The organism is Arthrobacter sp. TE12231 (assembly GCF_054062895.1).
Genome location: NZ_JBSSFS010000001.1, coordinates 605351 through 627963, shown reverse-complemented (window position 1 = coordinate 627963; position 22613 = coordinate 605351). Strand labels below are relative to the sequence as shown.

Below are 22613 nucleotides of genomic sequence, written 5' to 3'. Positions count from 1 at the left end.
GTTCGTTCCCCCCAGGGATCACAGCGCAGACCGCTGCAGTGCTCGATTGACATCGTTCAAGGAACAAGTCTAGGGGCAGTGGTGAGCACCCTTACCATCGGATGCCGCAACCGGGCCCTAGCGGTGGGCGCGCGTGTCCTGCAGGCGTTTGATGAACCAGCGCGACTGCTCAGGACCGTACGGCAGGATCGGGATCGCTTTGGTCGCGTCATCCGGTGTTTCCCGCGTGGCCTGGATTGCCTGCCGTACTGCGGTGGTCATGGTGTTGGCCATGGTCTTGACGAACTGGTCGCTGCACGGCTCGCCGTGACCCGGGACCAGGAACTCGTAGCGGTGCCGCAGCGCGGACAGGTGCCGGAGGGCATCGGCCCAATCTTCCGGGAACGAATCCTCAAAGGAGGGGTGGGATCCCTGTTCCACGAGGTCGCCGGCGAAGACCGTGCTCGACGTGCCGACCAGGAGGTCGCCGTCGGTGTGTCCGCGGCCCAGGTAGAACAAGGTGGCGACCTGTCCGCCAAGGTCCACGAGGACCGGCTGGTCCTTGACGATCGCGTTCGGGACCACGAGCTCGACGTCGGTGCCCTCCCCCGCCGCCATTTCCGGCTCGGCCAAGGTCACGAACCGGCGCTGCTCGTCGCCGTTCTCCTCGATTTCCGCGGCGCAGTTCTCGTGCGCCCAGAATTCCGTGACGCCGTCGGCGGCGAAAACGGCGTTCCCGAAGAAGTGATCGTAGTGGGCGTGGGTGTTGACGACGACGAGCGGCAACCCGGTCTTTTCCCGCACGGCGGCCAGGATCTCGCGGCCCTGCCGAGGCCCGCCGCCGGTGTCGATCACCATGGCGCGCTCAGTGCCGACCACCAGCCCCGTGTTGAGCCAAGAATCTTGTGTTGTCAGTACGTAGTTGTCCGGACCGACTTCGAGCCATCGTGACATTAAATCTCCGTAATTCAGACGCTATTCCGGCGTTGTTGGTGCGCTGTCCAGGCCTCAATTCTACCTGTGAAGGCTGGCAAATCCCGGAGGGCATGCCCGTCCCGCGCCACATTGGGCGGGAGGACCCGGCTGCCCTCCCGCCCCAACGCCCGGCGTCCCCGGGCAATGCTCACATGTCCGCGAGCGCCGACCCCGGGTTCTCGATCGCGTCGGCGACATAGCGCAGGAAGCCCCCTGCCGTGCCGCCGTCGCACACGCGGTGGTCGAAAGTGAGCGTCAGTTCGGTGACCTTGCGGACTGCGAGTTCCCCGTTGACCACCCAGGGCTTGTCGATGATCCGCCCGACGCCGAGGATCCCCACCTCCGGGTGGTTGATGATCGCGGCGGAGCCGTCCACACCGAACACGCCGTAGTTGTTCAGCGTGAATGTGCCGCTGCCCAGTTCCGCCGGGGTCGCCTTGCCGTCGCGGACGACGGCGGTGAGGCGTCGGATCTCGGCGTCCAGCTGGCGGGCGCTGAGCTTGTCCGCGTTGCGCACTGACGGCACCATCAGCCCGCGGTCGGTCTGCGCCGCGAAACCGAGATTGACGCCGTCGAACTCCACGATTTCCTGGCTGGCGCCGCCGGTGGTGTCCTCGGTGGTGACGATCCTGGTGTTGAGCGCGGGGTACTTCTTCAGCCCGGCGACGACGAACCGGGCGATGAACGCCAGCAAACCCGGAGTGTTCTCCGGATCGGACGTCTTCAGCGCGGCACGCAGTTCCACGAGCGCCGTGGCGTCCACGTCCACCCACACCGTGGCTTCCGGGATTTCGGAGCGGCTGCGGGTCATGTTCGCCGCGACGGCCTTCCGCACGCCGCGGACGGCGGTGCGTCCGGCGATGCCCAGCCCGGTGCGGGCATCCGTAGCCCCGGATGCCGCGGCTGGGACTGCCGGCTCTGCCGGAACCGGCAGCTCGGCAGGCTCAACCCCCGGGAGCTCAACGGCCGGGGCTGGCTTGATGGCCGCCTCAACGTCCCGGCGCATGATGAGCCCGCTGGCACCCGACCCCTGGAGTCCCCCCAAATCGACCCCATGATCGCGCGCCATCCGGCGGACCAGCGGAGAAATAACGGCCCCCAGCTTCCCGGGAACCCGGGTGCGCAGGAGCAACAGGTCATCGGCAGCCGTCTCGGCCTCCGACACCCGAGGCGCCGCCGGAGCAGTCCCAACAGTCCCCTTAGGAGCCCGGGTCCGCCGGGCAACCCCATGCCCGCCAGGAGTCCCGTACCCAATCAGGACATTCCCCGACCCGGCCTTCTCCTCCTCGCGGTATGCCTCAGCGGCAGCTGCAGCAGGCGAGTCGGCAGCAGCGTCAGGAGAAGAACCTGCAGCGGCGCCGGACTGGGCGACAGCAGGTGAGCCAGCAGCGAAACCCGCCGACGCAGGCGATGCCGCCCCGAGAGTGGCATCGGGCCTTCCGGAGCCGGCAGCATCGTCCGCAGGACGAATGCTGTCCGGCGAAGGGGCGGGGGCGGCATCGCCTGTGGCGGCGCTACCAGCGGCGACAACGGCGCCGACCGGCATTACCGAGATCAGCGGCTTGCCGACATCGAGCGTCTGGCCGGGCTCGCCGTGCAGCACGGCCACGGTGCCGGCGTACGGCGAGGGCACCTCCACCATGGACTTGGCGGTCTCGACCTCGGCGATCGGCTGGTCCACGCGGATCTCGTCACCCACGGCCACGAGCCAGTTGACGAGCTCGGCCTCGGTGAGGCCTTCGCCGAGGTCCGGCAGGAGGAATACTTTTGGTTCGCTCATGGTCAGTCTTCCCACTGGAGGTCGTCAACGGCGTCAAGGATGCGGTCCACGCCGGGCAGATAGTAGTGCTCGAGCTTCGGTGCCGGGTAGGGCACGTCGAAGCCGGTGACGCGGCGGATCGGCGCGGCGAGGTGGTGGAAGCAGCGTTCCTGGACCCGGGCCACGATTTCCGAGGCCACGGACGCGAAGCCGTGGGCCTCGGCGATGACCACGGCGCGGCCGGTCTTGCGGACCGAGGCGCAGACCGTTTCGTCGTCGAACGGCACGATGGAGCGGACGTCGATCACTTCCAGCGAGCGGCCTTCCTCCGCGGCCGCGGCCGCGGCGGCGAGCGCCGTCGGGACGGACGGGCCGTAGGCGATCAAGGTGGCGTCGGTGCCGGGGCGGGCGACGGCGGCGCGGCCCTCGGAGGACGTGCCCCGTTCGGTGTTCGCTGCGTGCTCGGCGCGCAGCGCGTCCAGGTCCACCTGGTCCTTGGACCAGTACAGCTTCTTGGGCTCCATGAACATGACGGGGTCGTCGGAGTCAATGGCTTCGCGGAGCATCCGGTAACCGTCCGCCACCGTGGCCGGGGTGAACACCTTCAGGCCTGCGGTGTGGGCGTAGTAGGCCTCGGAGGAGTCGCAGTGGTGTTCCACTCCGCCGATGCCGCCGGCGTAGGGGACCCGGATGACGATGGGCAGCTTCACGGCGCCCTTGGTGCGGTTGTGCATCTTGGCGACGTGGCTGACGATTTGCTCGAAGGCCGGGTAGGCGAAGGCGTCGAACTGCATCTCGATGACCGGGCGCATCCCGTTCATGGCCATGCCGACGGCCATGCCGACGATGCCGGATTCGGCCAGTGGGGTGTCGAAGCAGCGGCTCTGCCCGAAGGTCTTGGTCAGGCCGTCGGTGATGCGGAAGACGCCGCCGAGCATCCCGACGTCTTCGCCGAAGACCAGGACCGACTCATCGGCGTGCATGGCGTCGGCCATAGCGGTGTTCAGGGCCTTGGCCAGGGTGATGGTCTGTGGGCCGGTCTTCTCGGCCTCAACCGCAGCCCGGGCGGCCGCGCGGGCCGTGGCGGCGCTGACGTTGCCGTTTGCCTCGGAGGACGTGGTGACGGTGGGGCTCATTTTGCTGCCCCCTTTGAAGTGGATGCGGTTGCGGTGGATGCGGCGTCGCGGGCCAGTTCGTCGGCGAGCATGGCGGACTGCTCCTTCAGTTGCGGCGTGGGGGTGGAGAAGACGTATTTGAAGAGGTCCAGCGGCTCCACCGGAACCTCTTCGCTGAGGCCTTCGCGCAGCTGGGCGGCGACCGCTTCGGCCTTGTCGGCGATCCGGGCGGCACCGTCGTCATCGAGGATGCCGCGGTCCGTCAGGTAGGTCCTCATCCGGCTCAGCGGGTCCTTGGCCACCCATTCGGCGACTTCGCTGTCCTGCCGATAGCGGGTAGCGTCATCGGCGTTGGTGTGCGCCTGCATCCGGTAGGTGTGGGCCTCCACGAGCAGCGGGCCCGAGCCTTCCCGGGCGAGCTTGACCGCCCGGCCCAGGACCGCGAGCAGTGCGACGACGTCGTTGCCGTCCACGCGTTCGCCGGCCATGCCATAGCCGACGGCTTTGTGCGCGAGCGACGGCGCGACGGACTGGTGCGCGAGCGGCACGGAGATCGCGTACTGGTTGTTCTGGACGAAGAAGACCACCGGCAGATGGAAGACGGCGGCGAAGTTCAAGGCCTCATGGAAGTCGCCTTCACTTGTGGCGCCGTCGCCGCACATGGCCAGGACCACGGTGTCCTCGCCGCGCAGCTTGGCCGCGTGCGCGACGCCGACGCCGTGCAGCAGTTGGGTGGTCAGCGGTGTGCACTGGATGCCGACCTTGTGCCGGGAGGGGTCGTAGCCGCCGTGCCAGTCGCCGCGGAAGAGCGTCATGGTCTGGACGGGGTCCACGCCGCGGGCCATCACGGCCACGGAGTCGCGGTACGTGGGGAACATCCAGTCGCCCTCGGACAGGCACAGCGCCGCAGCGACCTGGCAGGCCTCCTGGCCGTGGCTCGAGGGGTACACGGCCATCCGGCCCTGCCGGACCAGGGCGGAGTTCTGGTCATTGACGCGCCGGCCGACGACGAGCTGTTCGTAGGCGGCGAGCAGTTCGGCGTCGCCGGGCAGGCTGTATTCGTGCCCCGGCTGGGTGCCCTGCTCGGTGTGGGGGTTCAGTGTCCCGTCCGGGCCGACCATCTGGATCTGGTGGCGGGCCGGGAGCATGTAGTCCTCAACCGTGATGCCGAACTTGCGCACAGCCTCGCTGGCAGCATCTTGCTGCGCGGGTTGCTGCGCAGTCTGGTCTGCGGAGATCGTCATTGGTCCGTCCTTCTGTAGCCACTAATCTTTCCCAGTATGCTGCCAGCGGATGTTTCGTATCCACCTCCGCCGCAAATCGTGGAGAAGTCCATAAATTTGCCCTAATCTGGAAGACAAATCGTAAGTGTGAGCTGGATTACCGGCGGGGGTTGTAGACGAATGGCAGAGCTCGAGCCGGACCAGGTGGCGGTGCCGCTGGACGATGTGGACCGGAACATCATTGCGGAGCTGACCCGGGACGGCCGGATGTCCGTGACACAGGTGGCGGAGAACGTCCACATATCCCGCGCCCACGCCTACACCCGGATTGCCCGGCTCACCGGCGAAGGCGTGTTGACCAAGTTCACGGCGCTGGTGGATCCGATCAAGGCCGGCCTGAAGTCGTCCGCCTACGTCACGCTGAAGGTGCGCCAGCATTCCTGGCGCGAGCTGCGCGAACTCCTGCGCGCCATCCCCGAGGTGCACCACATTGCGCTGGTGGGCGGGGACTTCGACGTGATCCTGCTGGTGCGCGCGGTGGACAACATCGACCTGCGCCGGGTGATCTTCGACCAGCTGCAGTCCATGCCGGGGGTCCTGGACACCCAGACGTTCCTGGTTTTTGAAGACCTGGATACGCGCTAGCTGACGAACTCTTTCATCCAGGCCCGGAGCTCTTCGCCGAACTCCACCCGGTCGGCGGCGATCGAGATGACCGCCTTGAGGTAGCTCAGTTTGTCTCCGGTGTCGTACCGGCGCCCCCTGAACACCACGCCGTAAACGCCGCCGCCCTCGCAGTCGGACACGGCGAGGGTCTGGAGCGCATCGGTGAGCTGGATTTCGCCGCCGCGGCCAGGAGAGGTTTCCTCGAGGACGTCGAATATCTCCGGATGCAGGACGTACCGGCCGATCACGGCCAGATTGGACGGGGCATCGGCGACGTCGGGCTTCTCCACGAGGCGGTTGACCCGGACATGCTCCTCGCCCGGTATCGCCGAGATGTCGGCACAGCCATAGGCGCTGATTTCGGCCGGATCCACCTCGATCAAGGCGACGACGGAACCTCCGGTCCTGGCCTGGACCCCGATCATGGCGGTCAGCAGCTCGTCCCGCTCGTCGATCAGATCGTCGCCGAGCAGCACGGCGAACGGTTCATCGCCCACGTGCTGGCGGGCGCACAGGACCGCGTGGCCGAGCCCTTTGGGGTCCCCTTGGCGCACGTAGTGCAGCGGGCCCAGTCGCGAGGCGTGGCGGACGGCCTCCAGCCGGTCAAGGTCGCCCTTGAGCTCGAGGGCGTGTTCGAGCGAGGGCTCGCGGTCGAAGTGGTCCTCCAGCGCGCGCTTTTGGCGCCCGGTAACCATGAGCAGATCCGTCAGCCCGGCCCGGACGGCCTCCTCCACAACGTATTGGATCGCCGGCTGGTCGACCACCGGAAGCATTTCCTTGGGCATTGCCTTCGTGGCAGGCAGGAAGCGCGTTCCCAATCCCGCGGCGGGTATGACAGCTTTAGTTACAGATTTCCCCAGAGTCATAACCGAACATTACAAGCGGGTTCCGGAAATGAGAATGCTTCGGAGCAAAGACAAGTAGTGGACATTCCCGGTCCCGGGTCCCGCGCCGGGGCGCCTGTCAGCCTTTGAAAACCGGGGAGCGCTTCTCCTGAAAGGCGCGGAAACCCTCTGCGTAGTCCTCGCTCTTGCACAGCCGCGCCTGCTCGGCGTTCTCCTCTTCCATGGCCTCCCACAGCCCAAGGCGCTGGTCCCTGATGTGCGCCACGAGCTCCTTGCTGGCGTTGAATGCCCCGGTCGCGCCCGTCGCCACAGAGGCCACGATGGCGCGGGTGTTCTCCAGCAGTTCCGCGGCGGGCATCGCCCGGCTGAACAGGCCCTGCGCCACGGCGTCGGCGCCGCTCATGAGCTCGGCGGTATAGATCAGATCCAGGGTCCGGTGCATGCCGAGGCGCTCGGTGAAGTACCAGTGCCCGCCGGAATCCAGTGTCGCGCCGAGCTTTGCGAACGGTGAACCGAATTTGGCGTTCTCCGCCACGTAGACCACGTCAGTGGCCAGCAGCAGGCCGAGTCCCACGCCGAGGCACGCGCCCTGGGCCGCGGCGAACGTGGGCGCGGGGAAGGCGCTCATCTTCTTGAGGAGCGGCTGGACGAGGCCGCCCAGGTAGGCCTGGGCGTCGTCGCTCTCCGGGGTCACGCCGGCAATGTCGCGGCCGGCGCAGAAGGCGCGTCCCTCGCCGCGGAGCAGCAGTGCCCGGACCTCGCCGCGTGCGGCGGCGTCAGCGGCGTCGTCGTAGGCCCGGGACAAGTCCGCCAGTGCCTGTTCGTCGAGGGAGTTCAGCTTGTACGGCGCGTCGAGCACTACTTCGGCGACGCCGTCGGCGATGGACAGGGAAATCATGGGACTCCTTGGATTGGGAAAGGCCTAGACGTCGAAGTCGACCGTGACTTCCGGGGTGGTGGGGTGGGACTGGCAGGTCAGGACGTAGCCCTTGTCGAGCTCGTCCTGCTCCAGGGCGTAGTTCTCGTCCATGGTGACCTTGCCGGTCACCACCTTGGCGCGGCAGGTGCCGCAGACGCCGCCGGCGCACGCGAACGGCACATCGGGGCGGACCCGGAGGGCTGCGTTGAGGATCGATTCCCGGGCGTGAGTGGGGCTTGTGACCTCGCCCTGCAGGCCGTCCAGCTTGAACGTGATCTTGTAGGTATCCTGCGACTCGTCGGCGATGACGGGCCGGCCGATGTTGCCTTCGGGACGGTCCGGCTTGCCGGAGGTGAACAGTTCGAACCGGACATGTTCGGGGGCGACGCCGCGGGCGGCGAGGGTGTCCCTGCAGAGCTGGACGAGTTCGAACGGGCCGCAGAGGAACCATTCGTCGACGTCGTCGGCGTGGATGGCGGTGCCCAGCAGCGCCTGGAGCTTCTCTGCGTCGATCCTGCCGCTGAGCAGCGGCGCGATCCGCTGTTCACGCGAGAGCACGTGGTGCAGCGCCAGCCGGGCCGGGTACTTGTCCTTCAGGTCCGCGAGTTCCTCAAGGAACATCACGTCCATGGCGGCCTTGTTGGCGTAGATGAGGTCGAAGCGGGTCTCCGGGTGGGCCGCCAGCAAGGTGCGGGCGATGGCGATCACGGGAGTGATGCCGGAGCCGGCGGCGATGGCCACGAACGAGCCCGGCTCCCCCGCTAGCTCTTCCGGGTGGTTCATGGAATTCATGACGTTCTGCTCGACGGGCTTGCCGTCACGGCCGTGTTTGGAGACAAACGCGCCCATGGGGCTCATGACGTCCAGGACGTCGCCGGCCTTGAGCTCGGCGTTGGCCCACGTGGAGAACAGGCCGCCGAGGTCCTTCTTGATGGCCACCCGGATTTCGCTGCTGCCGTCCTCGAAGCTGCGCGGTTCGGCGCAGATCGAGTAGCTGCGGCGGATCTCGTGCGGCTGGCCGTCGGCGTCGGGCAGGGTTGTGCGGAGCGCGACGTACTGGCCCGGCAGGTAGTCGAACTGCCCCGCGAGCTCGGTCGGAACGCCGAACGTCACCTCGATGGCGTCATCGGTGAGCCGGCGGACTTCGTCCACCGTCAGGGTGTGGAAGGACGCACGACGGCGGCCGGTGGCTGCGGCCGACTCGGCGGCGGTCTGGCGGACAACAGTCATGGAGGCACCTGTTCCTTACAAAACTTTGAAGTAGTCGAACGGTTCCTTGCAGTCCTGGCACACGTAAAGGGCCTTGCAGGACGTGGAACCGAAGCGGGTGAGTTCTTTGGTGTTCAGCGATGAGCACTGGGGGCATTTGACGGCGAGGGACAGCCGCACCGGTCCGGCGTGGCGCACCGCGTTGGAGTGGCCGGAGGGCGGCGCGATGCCGTACTCCTCCAGTTTGGCCTTGCCGTCCTCGCTCATCCAGTCCGTGGTCCAGGCCGGGGACAGGACGAGTTCGACCTGGACGCTGGGGTACCCTGCGCGGTGGAACGCCGCGGTGAGGTCATCCCGGATGGTGTCCATGGCGGGGCAGCCGGAGTAGGTCGGGGTGATGGTGACGTGGACGGCGGGAACCATGCCGCCGTCGTCAGCGCTTGGTTCCTTCGTCACCTGGACGTTGCGCAGGATACCCAGGTCCTCGATGGTGAGGACCGGGATTTCAGGGTCGCAGACGGTGGCGGCCACCGCCCAGGCTTTCGCCTGGGCGGTGTTGCCCTGGGCGGCATCGCGGCGCCCCGGGGTGTCCGGATGGGAGACAAACATGTCCATCGTGGTTACCAGCTGGCTCCGGGGTACTCGCGGGCGAGCACCTGCATTTCGGCGAGGAGGTAGCCGAGGTGTTCGGAGTGCAGGCCGCGGCGGCCTCCGCCGGGGGCGGGCTGCACGTGGGGGACCTCAAGCTCTGCTTCGGCCAGGACCTCGCCGGTGAGCCGGTCGAAGTCCTCGCGCAGGCTCGACGGCTGCGGCGCGGCGCCGGCTTCGCTCAGCCGTCCGGTGAGCTCGTCGTCGCGGAACAGCTCATCCACGTAGGGCCAGATGACCTTGAATCCGTGGATCATCTTCTCGCGGGATTCGTCCGTACCCTGGGCCAGGCGCAGGACCCACTGGGCACTGTGGTCCCGGTGGTAGTCCACTTCCTTGACCGCCTTGGCGGCGATGCCGGCCAGGGTGGCGTCGGTGGAGGACGTCAGCCGACGATAAAGCTCGAATTGGTAGTAGCTGACCACGAACTGCCGGGCGATCGTGACGGCGAAGTCGCCGTTGGGCTGCTCGAAGAGCTCCGCGGAGCGGAACTCGTGCTCGCGGCGGAAGTAGGCGAGATCGTCTTCGCTGCGACCGTCCAGGCCGCCGGCGTAGCTCAGGAAGGACCGGGCGTGGCCGAGCTGGTCCAGGGCGATGTTGCCCAGCGCGATGTCCTCTTCGAGCTCCGGCGCACGGGAGATCCAGTGGCCCAGGCGCTGGGCCAGGATCAGGGCGTCGTCGCCCACGCGCAGGGCGAACTCGGCGACGTCGTCGCTCGGCTTCGCGGCGCCGCGGCTCACGGCAAGGGCGATGTCCTCCGGGCGGAGGGCGTTGCCGGGGGTGATGCGCGTTGCGCTGGCGGCGCCGTCGCCGCTGGCGCCGGCACCGGAGACGCCGACGGAGATGTCGCCGTGGCCGACGGTATCTGTCTCTGCGGGTGCCGCAGCTGCGGCAGTTTCGGCGGTGCTCACAGGTGCTTCACTCCCTCGCTCTTGGTGTAGTACGTGGCGTGGCGGTAGTCCTTGCCCTGCGGGGACTCAAAGAAGGACCCCTTGGAATCGGGATCGCTGGACGCGATGGCCTCGGCGGGAACCACCCAGATGGACACCCCTTCGTTCCGCCGGGTGTAGAGGTCACGGGCGTTCCGCAGGGCCATGGCCGCGTCGGGTGCGTGCAGGGATCCTGCGTGGACGTGGGACAGGCCGCGGCTGGAGCGGACGAACACTTCCCAGATCGGCCAGACGTTGCCTGCGTGAGGTTCGGGGGTGGTCATGCTGCGGATTCCTTCTCTGCTTGCTTGCGGCTCTGTTTTTCGGCATACGCCGCTGCGGCTTCGCGCACCCAGGCGCCGTTCTGGTGGGCTTCGCGGCGCCGTTCGAGGCGCTGGGCGTTGCAGGGGCCACGGCCGGCGAGGACTTCGTGGAATTCATCCCAGTCCAGCGGCCCGTGCTCCCATTTCTTGGTTTCCTCGTTGAAACGGATGTCCTTGTCCGGGAGCGTGAGCCCGAGGACCTTGACCTGCTCCATCATCATGCCGACAAAGCGGTTGCGGAGCTCGTCATTGCTGAAACGCTTGATGTTCCAGGCCATGGACTGCTTGGAGTTGGGCGAATCGTCATCCGGCGGGCCGAACATCATCAGGGCCGGGGCGTACCAGCGGTTCACCGCGTCCTGGGCCATCTGCTTCTGTTCGGGGGTGCCGTTAGAGAGTTCCAGCAGGATCTCGAAGCCCTGGCGCTGGTGGAAGGATTCTTCCTTGCACACGCGCACCATGGCCCGGCCGTAGGGGCCGAAGGACGCGCGGCACAGCGGCACCTGATTGGCGATCGCGGCGCCGTCGACCATCCAGCCGATGGCGCCCATGTCGGCCCAGGTGCGGGCCGGGTAGTTGAAGATGGAGGAGTACTTGGCCTTGCCGTCCATCAGGTCCTGCATCATCGCATCACGCGGCTGGCCGAGGGTTTCGGCCGCGGAGTAGAGATAGAGGCCGTGGCCTGCCTCGTCCTGGACCTTGGCCATGAGGATGGCCTTGCGCTTGAGGCTCGGGGCGCGTGAAATCCAGTTGGCCTCGGGCTGCATGCCGATGATCTCCGAGTGCGCGTGCTGCGAGATCTGGCGCAGGAGCGTCTTGCGGTAGGCCGGCGGCATCCAGTCGCGCGGCTCGATCCGGGAATCCTCCGCCATGACTTTGTCGAAGTATGCCTGGCCCTCGGCGTCGCGCCGGGCCGCGTCCTCGAGGCTCTGTTCATGCCGTGCCGGCGATGGCTCGGCGGGCACTGACTGCAGGGTCTGCGATGCCATGGTTGCTCCTATGAATTTCCGATAAATAATTACCGACCGTTCGTTCAGGATATGCGGAAGGCCGGAGATGCGTCAAGCACCGCAGACCCGACTCCGGCTCCCCTCGGGCGCGGAAAATCAGCGCACGTCCGGAGAGGGCACCGCCCGCGGGTTCGTGCGCAGGCAGGATGTCCGCGGATACAGGGATCGCGCGCAGAGGCCCAGCGCACAGAAGGCCTGCGCACGGAAGGCCTGGACGCCTTGCCAGGGCGCGCGGGATCCACGAGGGTTCCACGGGTGACGCATGACGGCGGCAACCGCCTCTCGGCGCGCACCGCCCGTACGGCGCCCAACGCGCGCACCGCGCGTACGGCCCGTCCGGGCTGTCCGGGCCGCTGCCCGCGCGGGATCCGGCTATCGCACTGCCGCGCGACGTCCGGCATTCATGGGCGCCGCCACAGAGAACGACGTCGCCAATCCCCACCGGCGCGGTGAGGAAGCCGGCGCAAGCTTAGGCCGCGAGCCTCCGGGGCCGGGGCGCCGGGGCATTTTCCGCCGGAGCCAGGATGCTGAGCTGGCATTCGGACTGGAGCGGATCAATGGCGGGCGGGAGGTGGTGGGAGGCCGAGCACTCCCGGAGCTGCTCGAGGGCCGCCGGTTCCACGCGGGCGTGGCTGATATCCAGCACCAGGTGGAGTCCTTCTTTGAGGTGGTTTGCCCTTTTAACCACTACGTACAGGGCTTGGAGGCTCCTCGCCGTCACATGTCCCTGCGCTGCTACTTCTGCCTGACCGCAATCGAGGTCAAGCCTGACAAGAACCCGGAGTTTGTGGTTCAAACGATTCCCCTGTTCGTGCATTTACTGCCTGGCCGCGACGCTGCGACCGCTTTGGCCGCGACGCTGCGACCGCCCCCAGCCTAGGCAGGGAGTGTGACGTAGGCAACAGTCCGCTTCATATCCGGGAAACCCCGCGTTATCTGCGGCTTTGTTGGGCCGAAAGTGTTGATCACCGGGCCCGGTGTACTGTAGTGGGGCCGCCACGGCGCCCGTCCGGCACCCGGCATTGGTCCAGATGGCTACCGGGTACGAAGCCCGGCCGACGTAGAGGAACACATGACAGACCCCTTCGAAACCGCAGACCACATCCCCGGGCCTGGGACCCGCGAGCGGCGCCCCGTGCGGAAACGCCGGGGCCGCACGGTGCTGATCGCCGTCGCCGTGGTGGTGGCGCTCGTCGCGGTCGTGGCCGGCGGCTACCTCTTCAACCTCGCCCGCACCTTCGACTCCGGCACCAGCAAGATTGACCAGGCCTTCCCGGACGAGTCCACGCGCCCGCAGAAGACGGGCACGGCGATGAACATCCTGGTGATGGGCAGCGACAGCCGCGGCGCCACCGAGTCAGATGCCGGCGGCGGCACGCCCACGAACCAGCGCGCGGACACGCTGATGCTCATGCACATCCCGGCGGACCGCAAGAACATCTACACGATGTCCATCATGCGCGACCTCTGGGTCAACATCCCCGGGCACGGCGAGGCGAAGATCAACTCCGCGCTGGCCCTGGGCGGCACGCCCCTGATGGTGCAGACCGTCGAGTCGATTTTCCAGCAGCGCATCGATCACGTCGCGATGATCGACTTTGAGGGCTTCAAGGGCCTCACCGACGCGCTGGGCGGGGTGACCGTGAACATCAAGGTGCCGTTTAGCTCCACCGCGCTTCCGGGCCAGTCTTTCGCCCCGGGCCAGCACACCTTCAACGGAACCGAAGCTTTGGCGTTCGTGCGCGAACGCCACGCCTACGCTGACGGCGACTACCAGCGCGTCCGCAACCAGCAGGAGTTCCTGCGGGCCATCATCAAGAAGTCGATTGCGGGCCAGACGCTGAGCAACCCGATCACGATCAACAACATGGTGGGCGCCGTCTCACCGTTCGTCACCGTGGACAAGTCCCTGGATTCAGGAGCCGTGGCGGGTCTGGCCCTCGAGCTCAAGGACATTCGGGCGCAGAATGCCGTCATGTTCACGCTCCCGACCGGCGGCATCGGAACGTCCTCCGACGGCCAGTCGATCGTCGTGACCGACCCGAACGCGATCCAGGCCATCTCCGGCGCGATGGCCTCGGACACCTTGGGCGATTACGTCGCGGCGAACAAGTTCGAGAACGGCAACTGATTCCCGCCATCCGATCCGGGGTGGGGGGCCCTTGGGCCCATGGTCCGCGGCGGGCGGCAATGGTAACGTCCGCTCATGGGGAGCGCTCAGGAGCCGGCAGCCGAGGCTTCCGCGGCGTCCCCGCCGCCGTCGCCGCCTCCCAAGGCCGGAACCGGCCGACGTCGGCTTGTCCTGCTTCTGGGCGTGCTGCTCGTGCTCGCCGTCGCTGCCTCGGCCGCGGTGTTCGTTCTCACCCGTTCCCGGCCGGGGCCGTCGGGAGCCACGGCGCCGGCCGCCAGCCCGGCTGCCGTGCCTTCGACACCGCCCAGTCCTACGACCACACCGGAACCACCCGCCGTCGCCCTTAACATCCTGCTGATCGGAAGCGACAGCCGGGTCAATGCGCGGGCGGCGGCGGCCGCCGGCAGCACCTCCGACCAGCGCGGGGATGCCCTCATTTTCATCCACCTTCCGGCGGACCGGCAGAGCATCTACGGCTTCTCGATCATGCGCGATCTCTGGGTCGACATCCCCGGCCACGGCGAGGCGAAGGTGAACGCCGCACTTGAACTGGGCGGGCTGCCCCTGATGACCCGGACGGTGGAGGCGCTGCTTGGTGCGCACATCGACCACACGATCATGCTCGATTTCCAGGGGTTCGCGGCTCTGACAGACGCGCTCGGCGGTGTCGACGTCGACATCAAGCAGCCGTTCACCGGCACCGTGGATGACAAGGTGCATTTTCCGGCGGGCGTGAACCGGCTCAACGGACTGCAGGCCCTGGCTTTTGTCCGCGAGCGCCATGCCTTCCCTGACGGCGACTACCAGCGGGTGCGGAACCAGCAGACGTTCCTGAAGGCCGTGATGGCCAAGATGGCCTCCGACGGCGGCCTGGCGGACCGCGATACCGTCCGGAAACTCGTCACGACGGTGCTGCCGCATGTGACCCTGGATGCGAGCTTCACCCCGGCGTCGCTGGAGGAGCTCGCCTTCAGCCTCCGCAACACGGCGCCCGGGCGTGGTGTGTTCTTCACGCTGCCGACCTCCGGCACCGGGACCAGCCGGGACGGCCAGTCGATTGTCCTGCAGGACCGTGCCGCGACCGCCGCGCTCTCCGCCGCGCTGGCCTCGGGAACGCTCGCCCGCTACGTGGCGGCCAACAATCTGCAGAACGGCAACTGAAGCGCCGCTCTTCGGTACATTGGGTCCATGACCCAGACTCCCGTCCAGCCGTCCCCGCAGCCTCCTGTCGCCCGGAAAGTCCCCTCGGTGCGCACCCACCACGGCGACTCCTTCGAGGACAACTACGAGTGGCTCCGGGACAAGGAATCCGCAGAGGTCGTGGACCTGCTCAAGGCGGAGAACGCCTACCAGGAGGCGGTGACCGCGCACCAGGAGCCGCTCCGCGAGGCCATCTTCCAGGAAATCAAGGGCCGCACCCAGGAAACAGACCTCTCCGTCCCCAACCGCAAGGACGGCTGGTGGTACTACACCCGATCGGTCGAAGGCAAGGAGTACGGCATCCACTGCCGCGTGCGCGGCCAGGACACCGGGGACCGCGTCGCGGACTGGACTCCGCCGGCGGTCGAGGCAGGCGTCGTGATTCCCGGCGAGGAGGTCCTCCTCGACGGCAACATCGAGGCGGAGGGCAAGCCGTTCTTCGCCGTGGGCGGGGCCGCAACGACCATCGACGGCACCCTCTACGCCTATGCCGTGGACAACGCCGGCGACGAGCGTTTCACGCTGCGCATCAAGGACCTCCGCACCGGCGAGCTGCTGCCGGACGTGATCGAGAACGTCTTTTACGGCATCTCCTTCTCCCCCGACGGCAGCCGGATCTTCTACACCGTGGTGGACGATTCCTGGCGGCCGTACCAGGTCAAGTCCCACGTGCTCGGCACCCCCGTCAGCGAGGACGAGGTCATCTATCAGGAGGACGACGTCGCCATGTGGCTCGGCTTCGAGCTCTCCGCCGACCGGCGCCACCTGGTGCTGAGCATCGGTTGCTCCGAGTTCAGCGAAACCCGCCTGCTGCGCTTTGATGATGTCGACGCCGGACTCCGCACCGTTATCTCCCGCGACGAGCGCATCCTGTACGAGGCGGAGCCGTTCCTGCTGGCCGACACCTCCGGCCGCGGCCAGGAACGGATCCTGCTCACCCACAACAAGGACGCCATTAATTCCATGGTGTCGCTCGTGGACCCGGCCGAGCTCGCGAAGCCGCTCGCCGAGCAGCACTGGAGCACCGTCGTCGCGCATTCCGAGCAGGTCCGGGTCAACGGCGCCGGCGTGACGTCGACCCACGTGGTGGTCTCGATCCGTAAGGACACGATTGAACGGGTCCAGGTCCTGCCCCTGACCGGGCTGGGCACCCCGGAGCAGGGCGCCGCGGTGGAACCGGCCTTCGACGAGGAGCTGTATACTGCCGGCGTCGCGGGCTCCGACTACGAGGCCCCCGTGATCCGGATGGGCTATACCTCGTACTTCACCCCGTCCCGGGTCTACGACTTCGTGCTGCCCACCCCGGAGCAACCGGGCGGTGAACTCCTGCTGCGCAAGGAGAGCCCGGTACTGGGCGGCTACTCGCCGTCCGACTACGTCGCCACCCGGGAATGGGCCACGGCCGACGACGGGACCCGCGTCCCGCTCTCGGTCCTCCGGCACGCCTCGGTCCGGCAGGATTCGACGGCGCCCGGCCTCGTGTACGGCTACGGCTCCTACGAGATGAGCATGGATCCGGGCTTCGGGATCCCCCGGCTGTCCCTGCTGGACCGGGGCATCGTGTTCGTGATCGCGCACATCCGCGGCGGCGGCGAGCTGGGCCGGCACTGGTACGACGACGGCAAGAAGCTGCGCAAGAAGAACACGTTCACCGATTTCATCGCCGCGACGGACTGGCTCGCCGGATCCGGCTGGGTGGACCCGGCCCGGATCGCCGCGATGGGGGGCTCCGCGGGCGGCCTGCTGATGGGCGCCGTCGCCAACCTGGCACCGGAAAAGTACGCCGCCATCGTGGCGGCCGTTCCGTTCGTGGACGCGCTGACCACCATCCTGGACCCCGAGCTGCCGCTCTCGGCGCTGGAGTGGGAGGAATGGGGCAACCCGATCACCGACCCGGAGGTGTACGCGTACATGAAGTCGTACACGCCGTACGAGAACGTCAGGGCCGTGGCCTACCCGAAGATCGCCGCGGTCACCTCGTTTAATGACACGCGGGTACTTTACGTGGAGCCCGCCAAATGGGTGCAGCGGCTGCGCGAAGTGAACACCGGCAGCGAGCCGATTGTCATGAAGATCGAGATGGAAGGCGGCCACGGGGGCGCCTCGGGCCGGTACGTGCAGTGGCGCGAGCGGGCCTGGGACTACGCGTTCGTGGCCGATTCCCTCGGCGCCACCGAGCTGCTGCCGGGGGCCGGGCTAAAGTAAATCCCCCACCCCCATCGGTTGCTCCGCAGGCGCCCTATTGGGGGCCCATTAGGGCAGTTGCGGAGCAACCGATCGGGTTGCCTGTTGCCTAATTGGTCATCATGCTTACTATTTACTGGCATGATGGGCACTTCGACGTGGAACCCGGCCGCTGGGGGCGGGGCGTCGCAGAGCTTTGACCGGGCACAGGGTGCCGGAGATGGAGTTTATTGTGAGCGTTGAGCAGGAAATGACCCCGTTGACTGATGATGAGCTGATGGCGCAGGGCGGCACGGCCCTTCCGGACAAGGAAGTCGCGTCCGTCCTGGACCTGAACGCCGACCTGAACCTGGGCATCAGCGCCGCGGCGCCGATCGACCTCGGCGTCGCAGCCAACGCCAACGTTGCCGCCCCGATCGACGCCGGCGCCTCGGCCAACGTTCTCTCCGTCGGGTCCGAATCGCAGGCGCTGGCCGATCAGGGCACCCTGATCAACCAGGGCATCACGGGCGATGCCACGGCGCATTCCGTGCAGGACAGCGGCATCGACCAGGGCACGGGCACCGCCACCGGGCCTGCCTCCACCGACTCGGCCCCGGCCCCGGCCCCGGATCCAGTCACGGATCCGACCACGGACCTGGGCGGCACAGACTTGGGCGGCACGGCCCCGGACCTGGGCGGCGCGCTGCCGACGGATGTCGCCGGTGCCGCCGGTGCTGCTGGGGCCCTGAACGGCAACCTGCTCAATGTCGACGTGAACCTGGACGCCAATGCGGGCATCGCAGCGCCCATCAACGGGGCCGTGGCCGCCAACGCCAACGTGGCAGCGCCGATCGACGCGGCCGTCGGCGCCAACATCGGCTCGATCGACAGCAACGCGTACGCAGTTGCCCACCAGGACGCCATCATCAACCAGGACATCCACGGCGATGCCACGTCCTCGGCCGATCAGCAGTCCACTCTGAAGCAGTAGCACCTCGATGAGCACTGTGCACGGAGGGCCGTCCGAACAGGGCGGCCCTCCGGTCCTGCCTGCCAGCGGCGGCGCTGGAACTGCCGGCGGCACGTCCGCTGAAACTCCTGCTGCAGCTGCCGCCGGGACTGGCCGCCCGGCGTCGTCCGTGGCGGTCAGCCAGCAGCCGGTTCCGGCGCGGGCCGCCGGCATCCAGCTGATCGGCGAGGCGAAGGGGTCCGGCTACAAGGAAGCCCCATCCCTCGTGCGCCGTTCCGACGGCCAGACCATCCAGCTCACCCGCCTGCTGTACCTCGTGCTCGAGGCGATCGACGGCCGCCGGGACACGGAAGAAATCGCCGAGCACGCCAGTGAAGGCTTTGGCCGGCTGGTCAGTGCCGATAACGTCCGGACGCTGATTACCTCCCAGCTCCTACCCCTCGGACTCCTCCGGCTGGCTGACGGTTCCGAGCCCGAGGTGAAGAAATCGAACCCGCTGCTGGGCATGCGCTTCCGGTACTCGGTGACCGATCCGGAACGCACCCGGAAGCTCACGGCACCGTTCGCCACGCTGTTCCACCCCCTGATCGTGGTGGCCGTGACTGCTGCCTTCCTGGCCACATGCTGGTGGGTGCTGATGGTCAAGGGGCTGGCGTCGGCCACGCATGAAGCATTCGCCAACCCCGGCCTGGTGCTCCTGATTCTGGTGGTCACCGTGTTCTCTGCCGGTTTCCATGAATTCGGCCATGCCGCCGCTGCCCGCCGCGGCGGGGCAACCCCCGGCGCCATGGGCACGGGACTGTACCTGATGTGGCCGGCCTTCTACACGGATGTCACCGATTCCTACCGGCTCGGGCGGGGCGGCCGCCTCCGCACCGACCTCGGCGGACTGTACTTCAACGCGATCGTAGCCGTCGCGATCATGGGCATCTGGTGGGCCACCGGCTTCGATGCGCTGCTGCTGGTGGTGGTCACCCAGATCCTGCAAATGGTCCGGCAGCTGATGCCGATGGTCCGTTTTGACGGCTACCACATTCTGGCCGACGCCACCGGCGTCCCGGACCTGTTCCAGCGGATCAAACCCACCCTGCTCGCCTTGATACCGTGGCGCCGCACCGACCCCGAAGCCCGGCTCCTGAAGCCCTGGGCGCGGGCGGTAGTCACCATTTGGGTGCTGGTCACGGTTCCCCTGCTGGTCTTCAGCATGGTCACCATGGTGCTGACCCTGCCGCGAGTCCTCGGGACCGCCTGGGACAACGGACTGAAGCAGCAGGCCATGCTCTCCCACAGCATCTCCGCCGGCGACTTCGCCGACGCCGCGGTCCGGGTGATCGCGATCGCCTGCCTGGCACTGCCGGTGCTGGGCATCTTGTACATTCTGCTGCGCCTTCTCCGCCAGCTCATCACTGGGCTGTGGCAGAAAACCCGCGGCAAGTCGCTGCAGCGGGCTACCGCCATCGTTGCCATCGCGGCCGTTGCCGCCGGCCTCGCGTGGGCCTGGTGGCCCGGCGGCGACGCCTACCGCCCCGTCCAGCCCTACGAGCGCGGCACCCTGGCCGACGCCACTGTGGCAGTCTTCCCCGTTGCGGCCACGGGCCGGATGGCGGAGGGCCGGCCAGGAAGGACCGTTGCCCTGTGGCCGGAGGGCGCCCGGAGACCCACGCGCGACGAGCCCCAGCTCAGCATGGTCCTGGTGCCGCGGCAGGCCGGCGCGGCCGGCACCGCAGGTCCTGCGGGCGCCGCAGCGGCGCCGACTGCCCCTTCCTGGGTTTTCCCGTTCGACAAGCCGGCTGCTCCCCAGGACGACGGCAACCAGTCCCTCGCGGTCAATACCACCGACGGTTCCGTGGTGTACGACGTCGCCTTCGCCCTGGTCTGGGCCGATGACGGCGACACGGTGGACACCAAGAATGAGGCCTACGCCTTCGCGAACTGCGCAGACTGCGCCGCCGTGGCGGTGGGTTTCCAGGTGGTCCTGATTGTGGGCCAGACCGATGTGATCGTCCCGGAGAACCTCTCGGCGTCCGCCAACTACAACTGCGTACGGTGCCTGACCTATGCCCTGGCGAGCCAACTGGTCCTCACCCTCGACGGTCCCCTGAGCAGCGACGGCACGGCCAGGCTCAACGCGCTGTGGCAGGAGATCGCCGCTTACGGCCGGGACCTGCGCAACCGGCCCCTCTCGGAGATCCAGGACCGGCTCAGCGCGTACAAGGAACAGATCATGGCGGTCATCAAAGCCGATCCCAGTGCCAGCCCGGCCGGGTCCTCCGGCACCGCCGGGACGCCGGGGGCCACACAGGGTGCCGCACCGGGGGCCAGCCCCTCCGCGACACCTGGAGCGACGTCCGGCGCCACGGGAGCCACCCCGGGCAGCACGCAGGCCGCGTCAACGGGCGCCAGGGGGACCACGGCGCCAACCGGCGGTGCTGCGCCGACTGGCGGTGCGGCGTCGTCCGGTCCTGCCCCGGGCTCCGGTGCCACGGTGCCTGCAGAGGAGCAGCCGACTGCGCCGGCTCCGGCATCGGGCACGCTCTCACCAGCGCCCGCATCCACCCCGCCGCCCGCACCCTAAGCTGGGGACCCTAACGGCATCCCATCTGACGCAGATGGCCGCAATGAGGACTTCATTCCGGCCATCTGCGTCAGATCGGCGTTCCGTCACGTCGGCGTTCCGCAAGGTCGGCGCGTCCCGGAGCCCTCAACCGCCGTATACCTCCTGCGGGCCTTCCATTCCTCCTCGAGGAGGGCGTACACGACTTCCGTGGCCCACTGTCCTTTGTAGTGCCACTTGTCCACCTGGGTGGATTCCAGGCGCATGCCGAGCCGTTCGCAGAGCGCCGCCGAGGCAGTGTTCAGGGCATCGAGCTTGGCGTCTATCCGGTGAAAGCCGAACTCCTCGAAGCCCAGCTTGAGCAGCGCCCGGGCGGCCTCGCTCGCGATGCCCCGTCCCCGGGCCTCCGGCGCCAGGCTCCAGCCGATCTCGGCCTGGCCAGGCCCCTCCAGCCACTTCAGGACCACCTCACCGAGCAGCCCGGGCGAATCCTGGGCCTCGATGGCCAGGGCAACCCAGTCGCCCTCCTTCTCGAACTCGAAGTTGGCGTACTTGCCCACGGTCTCCATCGACTGGGTATAGCTCTTAGCCTCGCGGGGCAGGAACCGGGCGGTCTCGGGCAGGCAGTGGTACGCGTGGAAGGCGTCGAGGTCGGCGGCTTCGAAGCGCCGCAGCACCAGCCGTTCGGTCCGGAGTGGCAGCGGAGGGAGGGGCGTGGGTTCCTTCATGTCCCCAACGCTACCCTCCGCCCAACTGACTCGCAGTTGAGGCCGTTGTGGGGGCTCAAAACGACCCCTGCTGCGAGCTAGTTGGGGCGGCTACGGAGCAACGGACGCCTGGGCGACGACGGCGGCCGTCGCCTCGGCGATCGCGCGTTCCTCGTCGGTCGGCACGACGAGAACGGGCAGGGCCGACGTCGGGGTGGAAATGACGCGGGGTTCTTTGGACCGCTCCCGGTTCAGCCCGGCGTCGAGCTCCACGCCCAAGGCACCGAGCCGCTGTGCCACAAGGGTCCGGAACTGGTGCGAGTTCTCGCCGATCCCGGCCGTGAACACGAGGGCCTTCGCGCCGCCGACAGCCACGTGGTACCCGCCGATGTACTTCGCGAGCCGGTAGGACGCGACCGCAAGGGCCATCGCCGCCTTGGCGTCGCCGGCCTCCGCGGCCTCCACGACCGAGCGCATGTCGTTGTTTCCGGCAAGGCCCTTGAGCCCGGACTGCCGGTTCAGCATCGAATCCAGGTCCTCGGGGGACCAGCCGGCCCGGCCCAGGAAGACGAGGATGGACGGATCGAGGTCACCGGAGCGGGTGCCCATGACGAGTCCCTCGAGGGGCGTGAAGCCCATGGACGTGTCGATGGACTGGCCGCCGCGGATGGCCGTGACCGAGGCGCCGTTCCCCAGGTGGGCGATGACGGCGTCGAACTCTTCGACCGGAACGTCCAGCAGCGCCGCCGCCCGGTGCGCAACGTACTCGTGCGAGGTGCCGTGGAACCCGTAGCGGCGGATCCCGTGGTTCGTGTAAAGCTCGTCCGGCACCGCGTAGCGCCAGGCGTGCTCCGGCAGGGTGCGGTGGAAGGCGGTGTCGAACACGGCGACCTGCGGCAGCTGCGGCCACTTCTTCGAGATGGCGCGGATGCCCAGGACGTTCGCCGGGTTGTGCAGCGGCGCGAGCGGGTTCAGTCGTTCGATGGCCCGGGTGATCTCGTTGTTGACCAGCACCGGCTCGGCGAAGCGTTCGCCGCCGTGCACCACGCGGTGGCCCACGGCGTCCAGGGCCCGGTCCCCCAGGGCTGCGTGGATGGCCGCGTCCACTTGTTCCAGGGCTTCGGCGTGGTCGCGCGGGCCCTCGATCTGGCCGTCCCCCTCACCGCCGGTGCCCATCCCGATCTTCTCGACCAGACCTTCGGTGAGCACGCTGCCGGCCTCGACATCACGTACCTGGTACTTGAGCGACGATGAGCCGGAGTTGATGACGAGCACGAGCACGGGG

At 67.9% G+C, this 22613-nt stretch carries 20 protein-coding genes; 6 read left to right on the top strand and 14 right to left on the bottom strand.

Annotation, left to right across the window (positions count from 1 at the left end):
- Positions 1–117: 117 nt before the first annotated feature.
- From ACVWYS_RS02830 to pdhA, 4 genes are all read right to left on the bottom strand, one after another.
- Positions 118–933: an MBL fold metallo-hydrolase gene (locus ACVWYS_RS02830; RefSeq protein ID WP_116765228.1), complete on the bottom strand. Its 816-nt coding sequence runs from the start codon at positions 931–933 to the stop codon at positions 118–120.
- Between the two features lie 169 nt (positions 934–1102).
- Positions 1103–2734 (bottom strand): dihydrolipoamide acetyltransferase family protein, encoded by a 1632-nt coding sequence (locus ACVWYS_RS02825; protein WP_456508363.1) that lies wholly within the window; start codon positions 2732–2734, stop codon positions 1103–1105.
- A 2-nt stretch (positions 2735–2736) separates the two neighbouring features.
- A complete protein-coding gene (locus tag ACVWYS_RS02820) occupies positions 2737–3849 on the bottom strand; it encodes an alpha-ketoacid dehydrogenase subunit beta (RefSeq protein WP_456508362.1) in 1113 nt (370 codons plus the stop codon).
- On the bottom strand, positions 3846–5072 hold the full coding sequence (gene pdhA, locus ACVWYS_RS02815; protein ID WP_344361827.1) for a pyruvate dehydrogenase (acetyl-transferring) E1 component subunit alpha: 1227 nt from the start codon (positions 5070–5072) through the stop codon (positions 3846–3848). The genes ACVWYS_RS02820 and pdhA overlap by 4 nt, the downstream gene beginning before the upstream one ends.
- Positions 5073–5231: 159 nt before the next feature.
- Between pdhA and ACVWYS_RS02810 the strand changes: the two genes are divergently transcribed.
- Positions 5232–5696, top strand: a complete 465-nt coding sequence (locus ACVWYS_RS02810) for an Lrp/AsnC family transcriptional regulator (RefSeq protein WP_091251190.1) — start codon at positions 5232–5234, stop codon at positions 5694–5696.
- Here the strand turns inward: ACVWYS_RS02810 and galU are convergent.
- The 8 genes from galU to ACVWYS_RS02770 form a co-directional block, all read right to left on the bottom strand.
- Entirely contained in the window at positions 5693–6583 is an 891-nt protein-coding gene (gene galU, locus ACVWYS_RS02805; protein ID WP_344361822.1) for a UTP--glucose-1-phosphate uridylyltransferase GalU, read from the bottom strand. The two genes, ACVWYS_RS02810 and galU, sit on opposite strands and share 4 nt — an antisense overlap.
- Before the next feature lie 97 nt (positions 6584–6680).
- The gene (locus ACVWYS_RS02800) at positions 6681–7460 is read right to left on the bottom strand and encodes an enoyl-CoA hydratase/isomerase family protein (RefSeq protein WP_116765233.1); all 780 of its coding nucleotides are present in this window, start codon (positions 7458–7460) and stop codon (positions 6681–6683) included.
- 24 nt (positions 7461–7484) lie between these two features.
- A complete protein-coding gene (gene paaE / locus ACVWYS_RS02795; RefSeq protein WP_344361818.1) occupies positions 7485–8711 on the bottom strand; it encodes a 1,2-phenylacetyl-CoA epoxidase subunit PaaE in 1227 nt (408 codons plus the stop codon).
- Positions 8712–8726: 15 nt separating this feature from the next.
- The gene (paaD, locus tag ACVWYS_RS02790) at positions 8727–9299 is read right to left on the bottom strand and encodes a 1,2-phenylacetyl-CoA epoxidase subunit PaaD (RefSeq protein ID WP_116765349.1); all 573 of its coding nucleotides are present in this window, start codon (positions 9297–9299) and stop codon (positions 8727–8729) included.
- Positions 9300–9310: 11 nt separating this feature from the next.
- Positions 9311–10249 carry a 1,2-phenylacetyl-CoA epoxidase subunit PaaC gene (paaC, locus tag ACVWYS_RS02785; RefSeq protein ID WP_116765235.1) on the bottom strand — a complete coding sequence of 313 codons (939 nt, stop codon included), beginning with the start codon at positions 10247–10249 and terminating at the stop codon, positions 9311–9313.
- The gene (gene paaB / locus ACVWYS_RS02780) at positions 10246–10551 is read right to left on the bottom strand and encodes a 1,2-phenylacetyl-CoA epoxidase subunit PaaB (protein WP_116765236.1); all 306 of its coding nucleotides are present in this window, start codon (positions 10549–10551) and stop codon (positions 10246–10248) included. The genes paaC and paaB overlap by 4 nt, the downstream gene beginning before the upstream one ends.
- On the bottom strand, positions 10548–11579 hold the full coding sequence (paaA, locus tag ACVWYS_RS02775; RefSeq protein ID WP_116765237.1) for a 1,2-phenylacetyl-CoA epoxidase subunit PaaA: 1032 nt from the start codon (positions 11577–11579) through the stop codon (positions 10548–10550). The genes paaB and paaA overlap by 4 nt, the downstream gene beginning before the upstream one ends.
- A 490-nt stretch (positions 11580–12069) precedes the next feature.
- The gene (locus tag ACVWYS_RS02770; protein ID WP_337189802.1) at positions 12070–12288 is read right to left on the bottom strand and encodes a hypothetical protein; all 219 of its coding nucleotides are present in this window, start codon (positions 12286–12288) and stop codon (positions 12070–12072) included.
- Positions 12289–12672: 384 nt separating this feature from the next.
- Between ACVWYS_RS02770 and ACVWYS_RS02765 the strand changes: the two genes are divergently transcribed.
- The 5 genes from ACVWYS_RS02765 to ACVWYS_RS02745 all read left to right on the top strand — a co-directional run bounded on the left by ACVWYS_RS02765 (position 12673) and on the right by ACVWYS_RS02745 (position 20642).
- On the top strand, positions 12673–13731 hold the full coding sequence (locus tag ACVWYS_RS02765) for an LCP family protein (protein ID WP_344361805.1): 1059 nt from the start codon (positions 12673–12675) through the stop codon (positions 13729–13731).
- A gap of 75 nt (positions 13732–13806) precedes the next feature.
- Positions 13807–14892, top strand: coding sequence for an LCP family protein (locus ACVWYS_RS02760; RefSeq protein WP_344361802.1), 1086 nt, complete (start codon positions 13807–13809; stop codon positions 14890–14892).
- 27 nt (positions 14893–14919) lie between these two features.
- Positions 14920–17136: a S9 family peptidase gene (locus ACVWYS_RS02755; protein ID WP_456508361.1), complete on the top strand. Its 2217-nt coding sequence runs from the start codon at positions 14920–14922 to the stop codon at positions 17134–17136.
- 211 nt (positions 17137–17347) lie between these two features.
- Positions 17348–18088 carry a peptidoglycan-binding protein gene (locus ACVWYS_RS02750; RefSeq protein ID WP_456508360.1) on the top strand — a complete coding sequence of 247 codons (741 nt, stop codon included), beginning with the start codon at positions 17348–17350 and terminating at the stop codon, positions 18086–18088.
- Positions 18089–18095: 7 nt separating this feature from the next.
- Positions 18096–20642: a hypothetical protein gene (locus ACVWYS_RS02745; protein WP_456508359.1), complete on the top strand. Its 2547-nt coding sequence runs from the start codon at positions 18096–18098 to the stop codon at positions 20640–20642.
- 86 nt (positions 20643–20728) lie between these two features.
- Here ACVWYS_RS02745 and ACVWYS_RS02740 read toward each other — a convergent pair whose 3' ends face one another.
- Entirely contained in the window at positions 20729–21349 is a 621-nt protein-coding gene (locus ACVWYS_RS02740; RefSeq protein WP_456508358.1) for a GNAT family N-acetyltransferase, read from the bottom strand.
- Between the two features lie 90 nt (positions 21350–21439).
- Positions 21440–22609 (bottom strand): acetate kinase, encoded by a 1170-nt coding sequence (locus ACVWYS_RS02735; RefSeq protein ID WP_344361789.1) that lies wholly within the window; start codon positions 22607–22609, stop codon positions 21440–21442.
- Between the last annotated feature and the right edge of the window lie 4 nt (positions 22610–22613).

What these genes read in the sequence shown, in the direction of transcription:
- galU (WP_344361822.1), bottom strand. Translation starts at nt 6,583, where the DNA reads ATGACTCTGGGGAAATCTGTAACTAAAGCTGTCATACCCGCCGCGGGA.
- ACVWYS_RS02755 (WP_456508361.1), top strand. Translation starts at nt 14,920, where the DNA reads ATGACCCAGACTCCCGTCCAGCCGTCCCCGCAGCCTCCTGTCGCCCGG.
- ACVWYS_RS02745 (WP_456508359.1), top strand. Translation starts at nt 18,096, where the DNA reads ATGAGCACTGTGCACGGAGGGCCGTCCGAACAGGGCGGCCCTCCGGTC.
- paaA (WP_116765237.1), bottom strand. Translation starts at nt 11,579, where the DNA reads ATGGCATCGCAGACCCTGCAGTCAGTGCCCGCCGAGCCATCGCCGGCA.
- paaB (WP_116765236.1), bottom strand. Translation starts at nt 10,551, where the DNA reads ATGACCACCCCCGAACCTCACGCAGGCAACGTCTGGCCGATCTGGGAA.
- ACVWYS_RS02830 (WP_116765228.1), bottom strand. Translation starts at nt 933, where the DNA reads ATGTCACGATGGCTCGAAGTCGGTCCGGACAACTACGTACTGACAACA.
- ACVWYS_RS02800 (WP_116765233.1), bottom strand. Translation starts at nt 7,460, where the DNA reads ATGATTTCCCTGTCCATCGCCGACGGCGTCGCCGAAGTAGTGCTCGAC.
- ACVWYS_RS02765 (WP_344361805.1), top strand. Translation starts at nt 12,673, where the DNA reads ATGACAGACCCCTTCGAAACCGCAGACCACATCCCCGGGCCTGGGACC.
- ACVWYS_RS02760 (WP_344361802.1), top strand. Translation starts at nt 13,807, where the DNA reads ATGGGGAGCGCTCAGGAGCCGGCAGCCGAGGCTTCCGCGGCGTCCCCG.
- ACVWYS_RS02740 (WP_456508358.1), bottom strand. Translation starts at nt 21,349, where the DNA reads ATGAAGGAACCCACGCCCCTCCCTCCGCTGCCACTCCGGACCGAACGG.
- ACVWYS_RS02820 (WP_456508362.1), bottom strand. Translation starts at nt 3,849, where the DNA reads ATGAGCCCCACCGTCACCACGTCCTCCGAGGCAAACGGCAACGTCAGC.
- ACVWYS_RS02810 (WP_091251190.1), top strand. Translation starts at nt 5,232, where the DNA reads ATGGCAGAGCTCGAGCCGGACCAGGTGGCGGTGCCGCTGGACGATGTG.
- ACVWYS_RS02825 (WP_456508363.1), bottom strand. Translation starts at nt 2,734, where the DNA reads ATGAGCGAACCAAAAGTATTCCTCCTGCCGGACCTCGGCGAAGGCCTC.
- paaE (WP_344361818.1), bottom strand. Translation starts at nt 8,711, where the DNA reads ATGACTGTTGTCCGCCAGACCGCCGCCGAGTCGGCCGCAGCCACCGGC.
- pdhA (WP_344361827.1), bottom strand. Translation starts at nt 5,072, where the DNA reads ATGACGATCTCCGCAGACCAGACTGCGCAGCAACCCGCGCAGCAAGAT.
- paaD (WP_116765349.1), bottom strand. Translation starts at nt 9,299, where the DNA reads ATGTTTGTCTCCCATCCGGACACCCCGGGGCGCCGCGATGCCGCCCAG.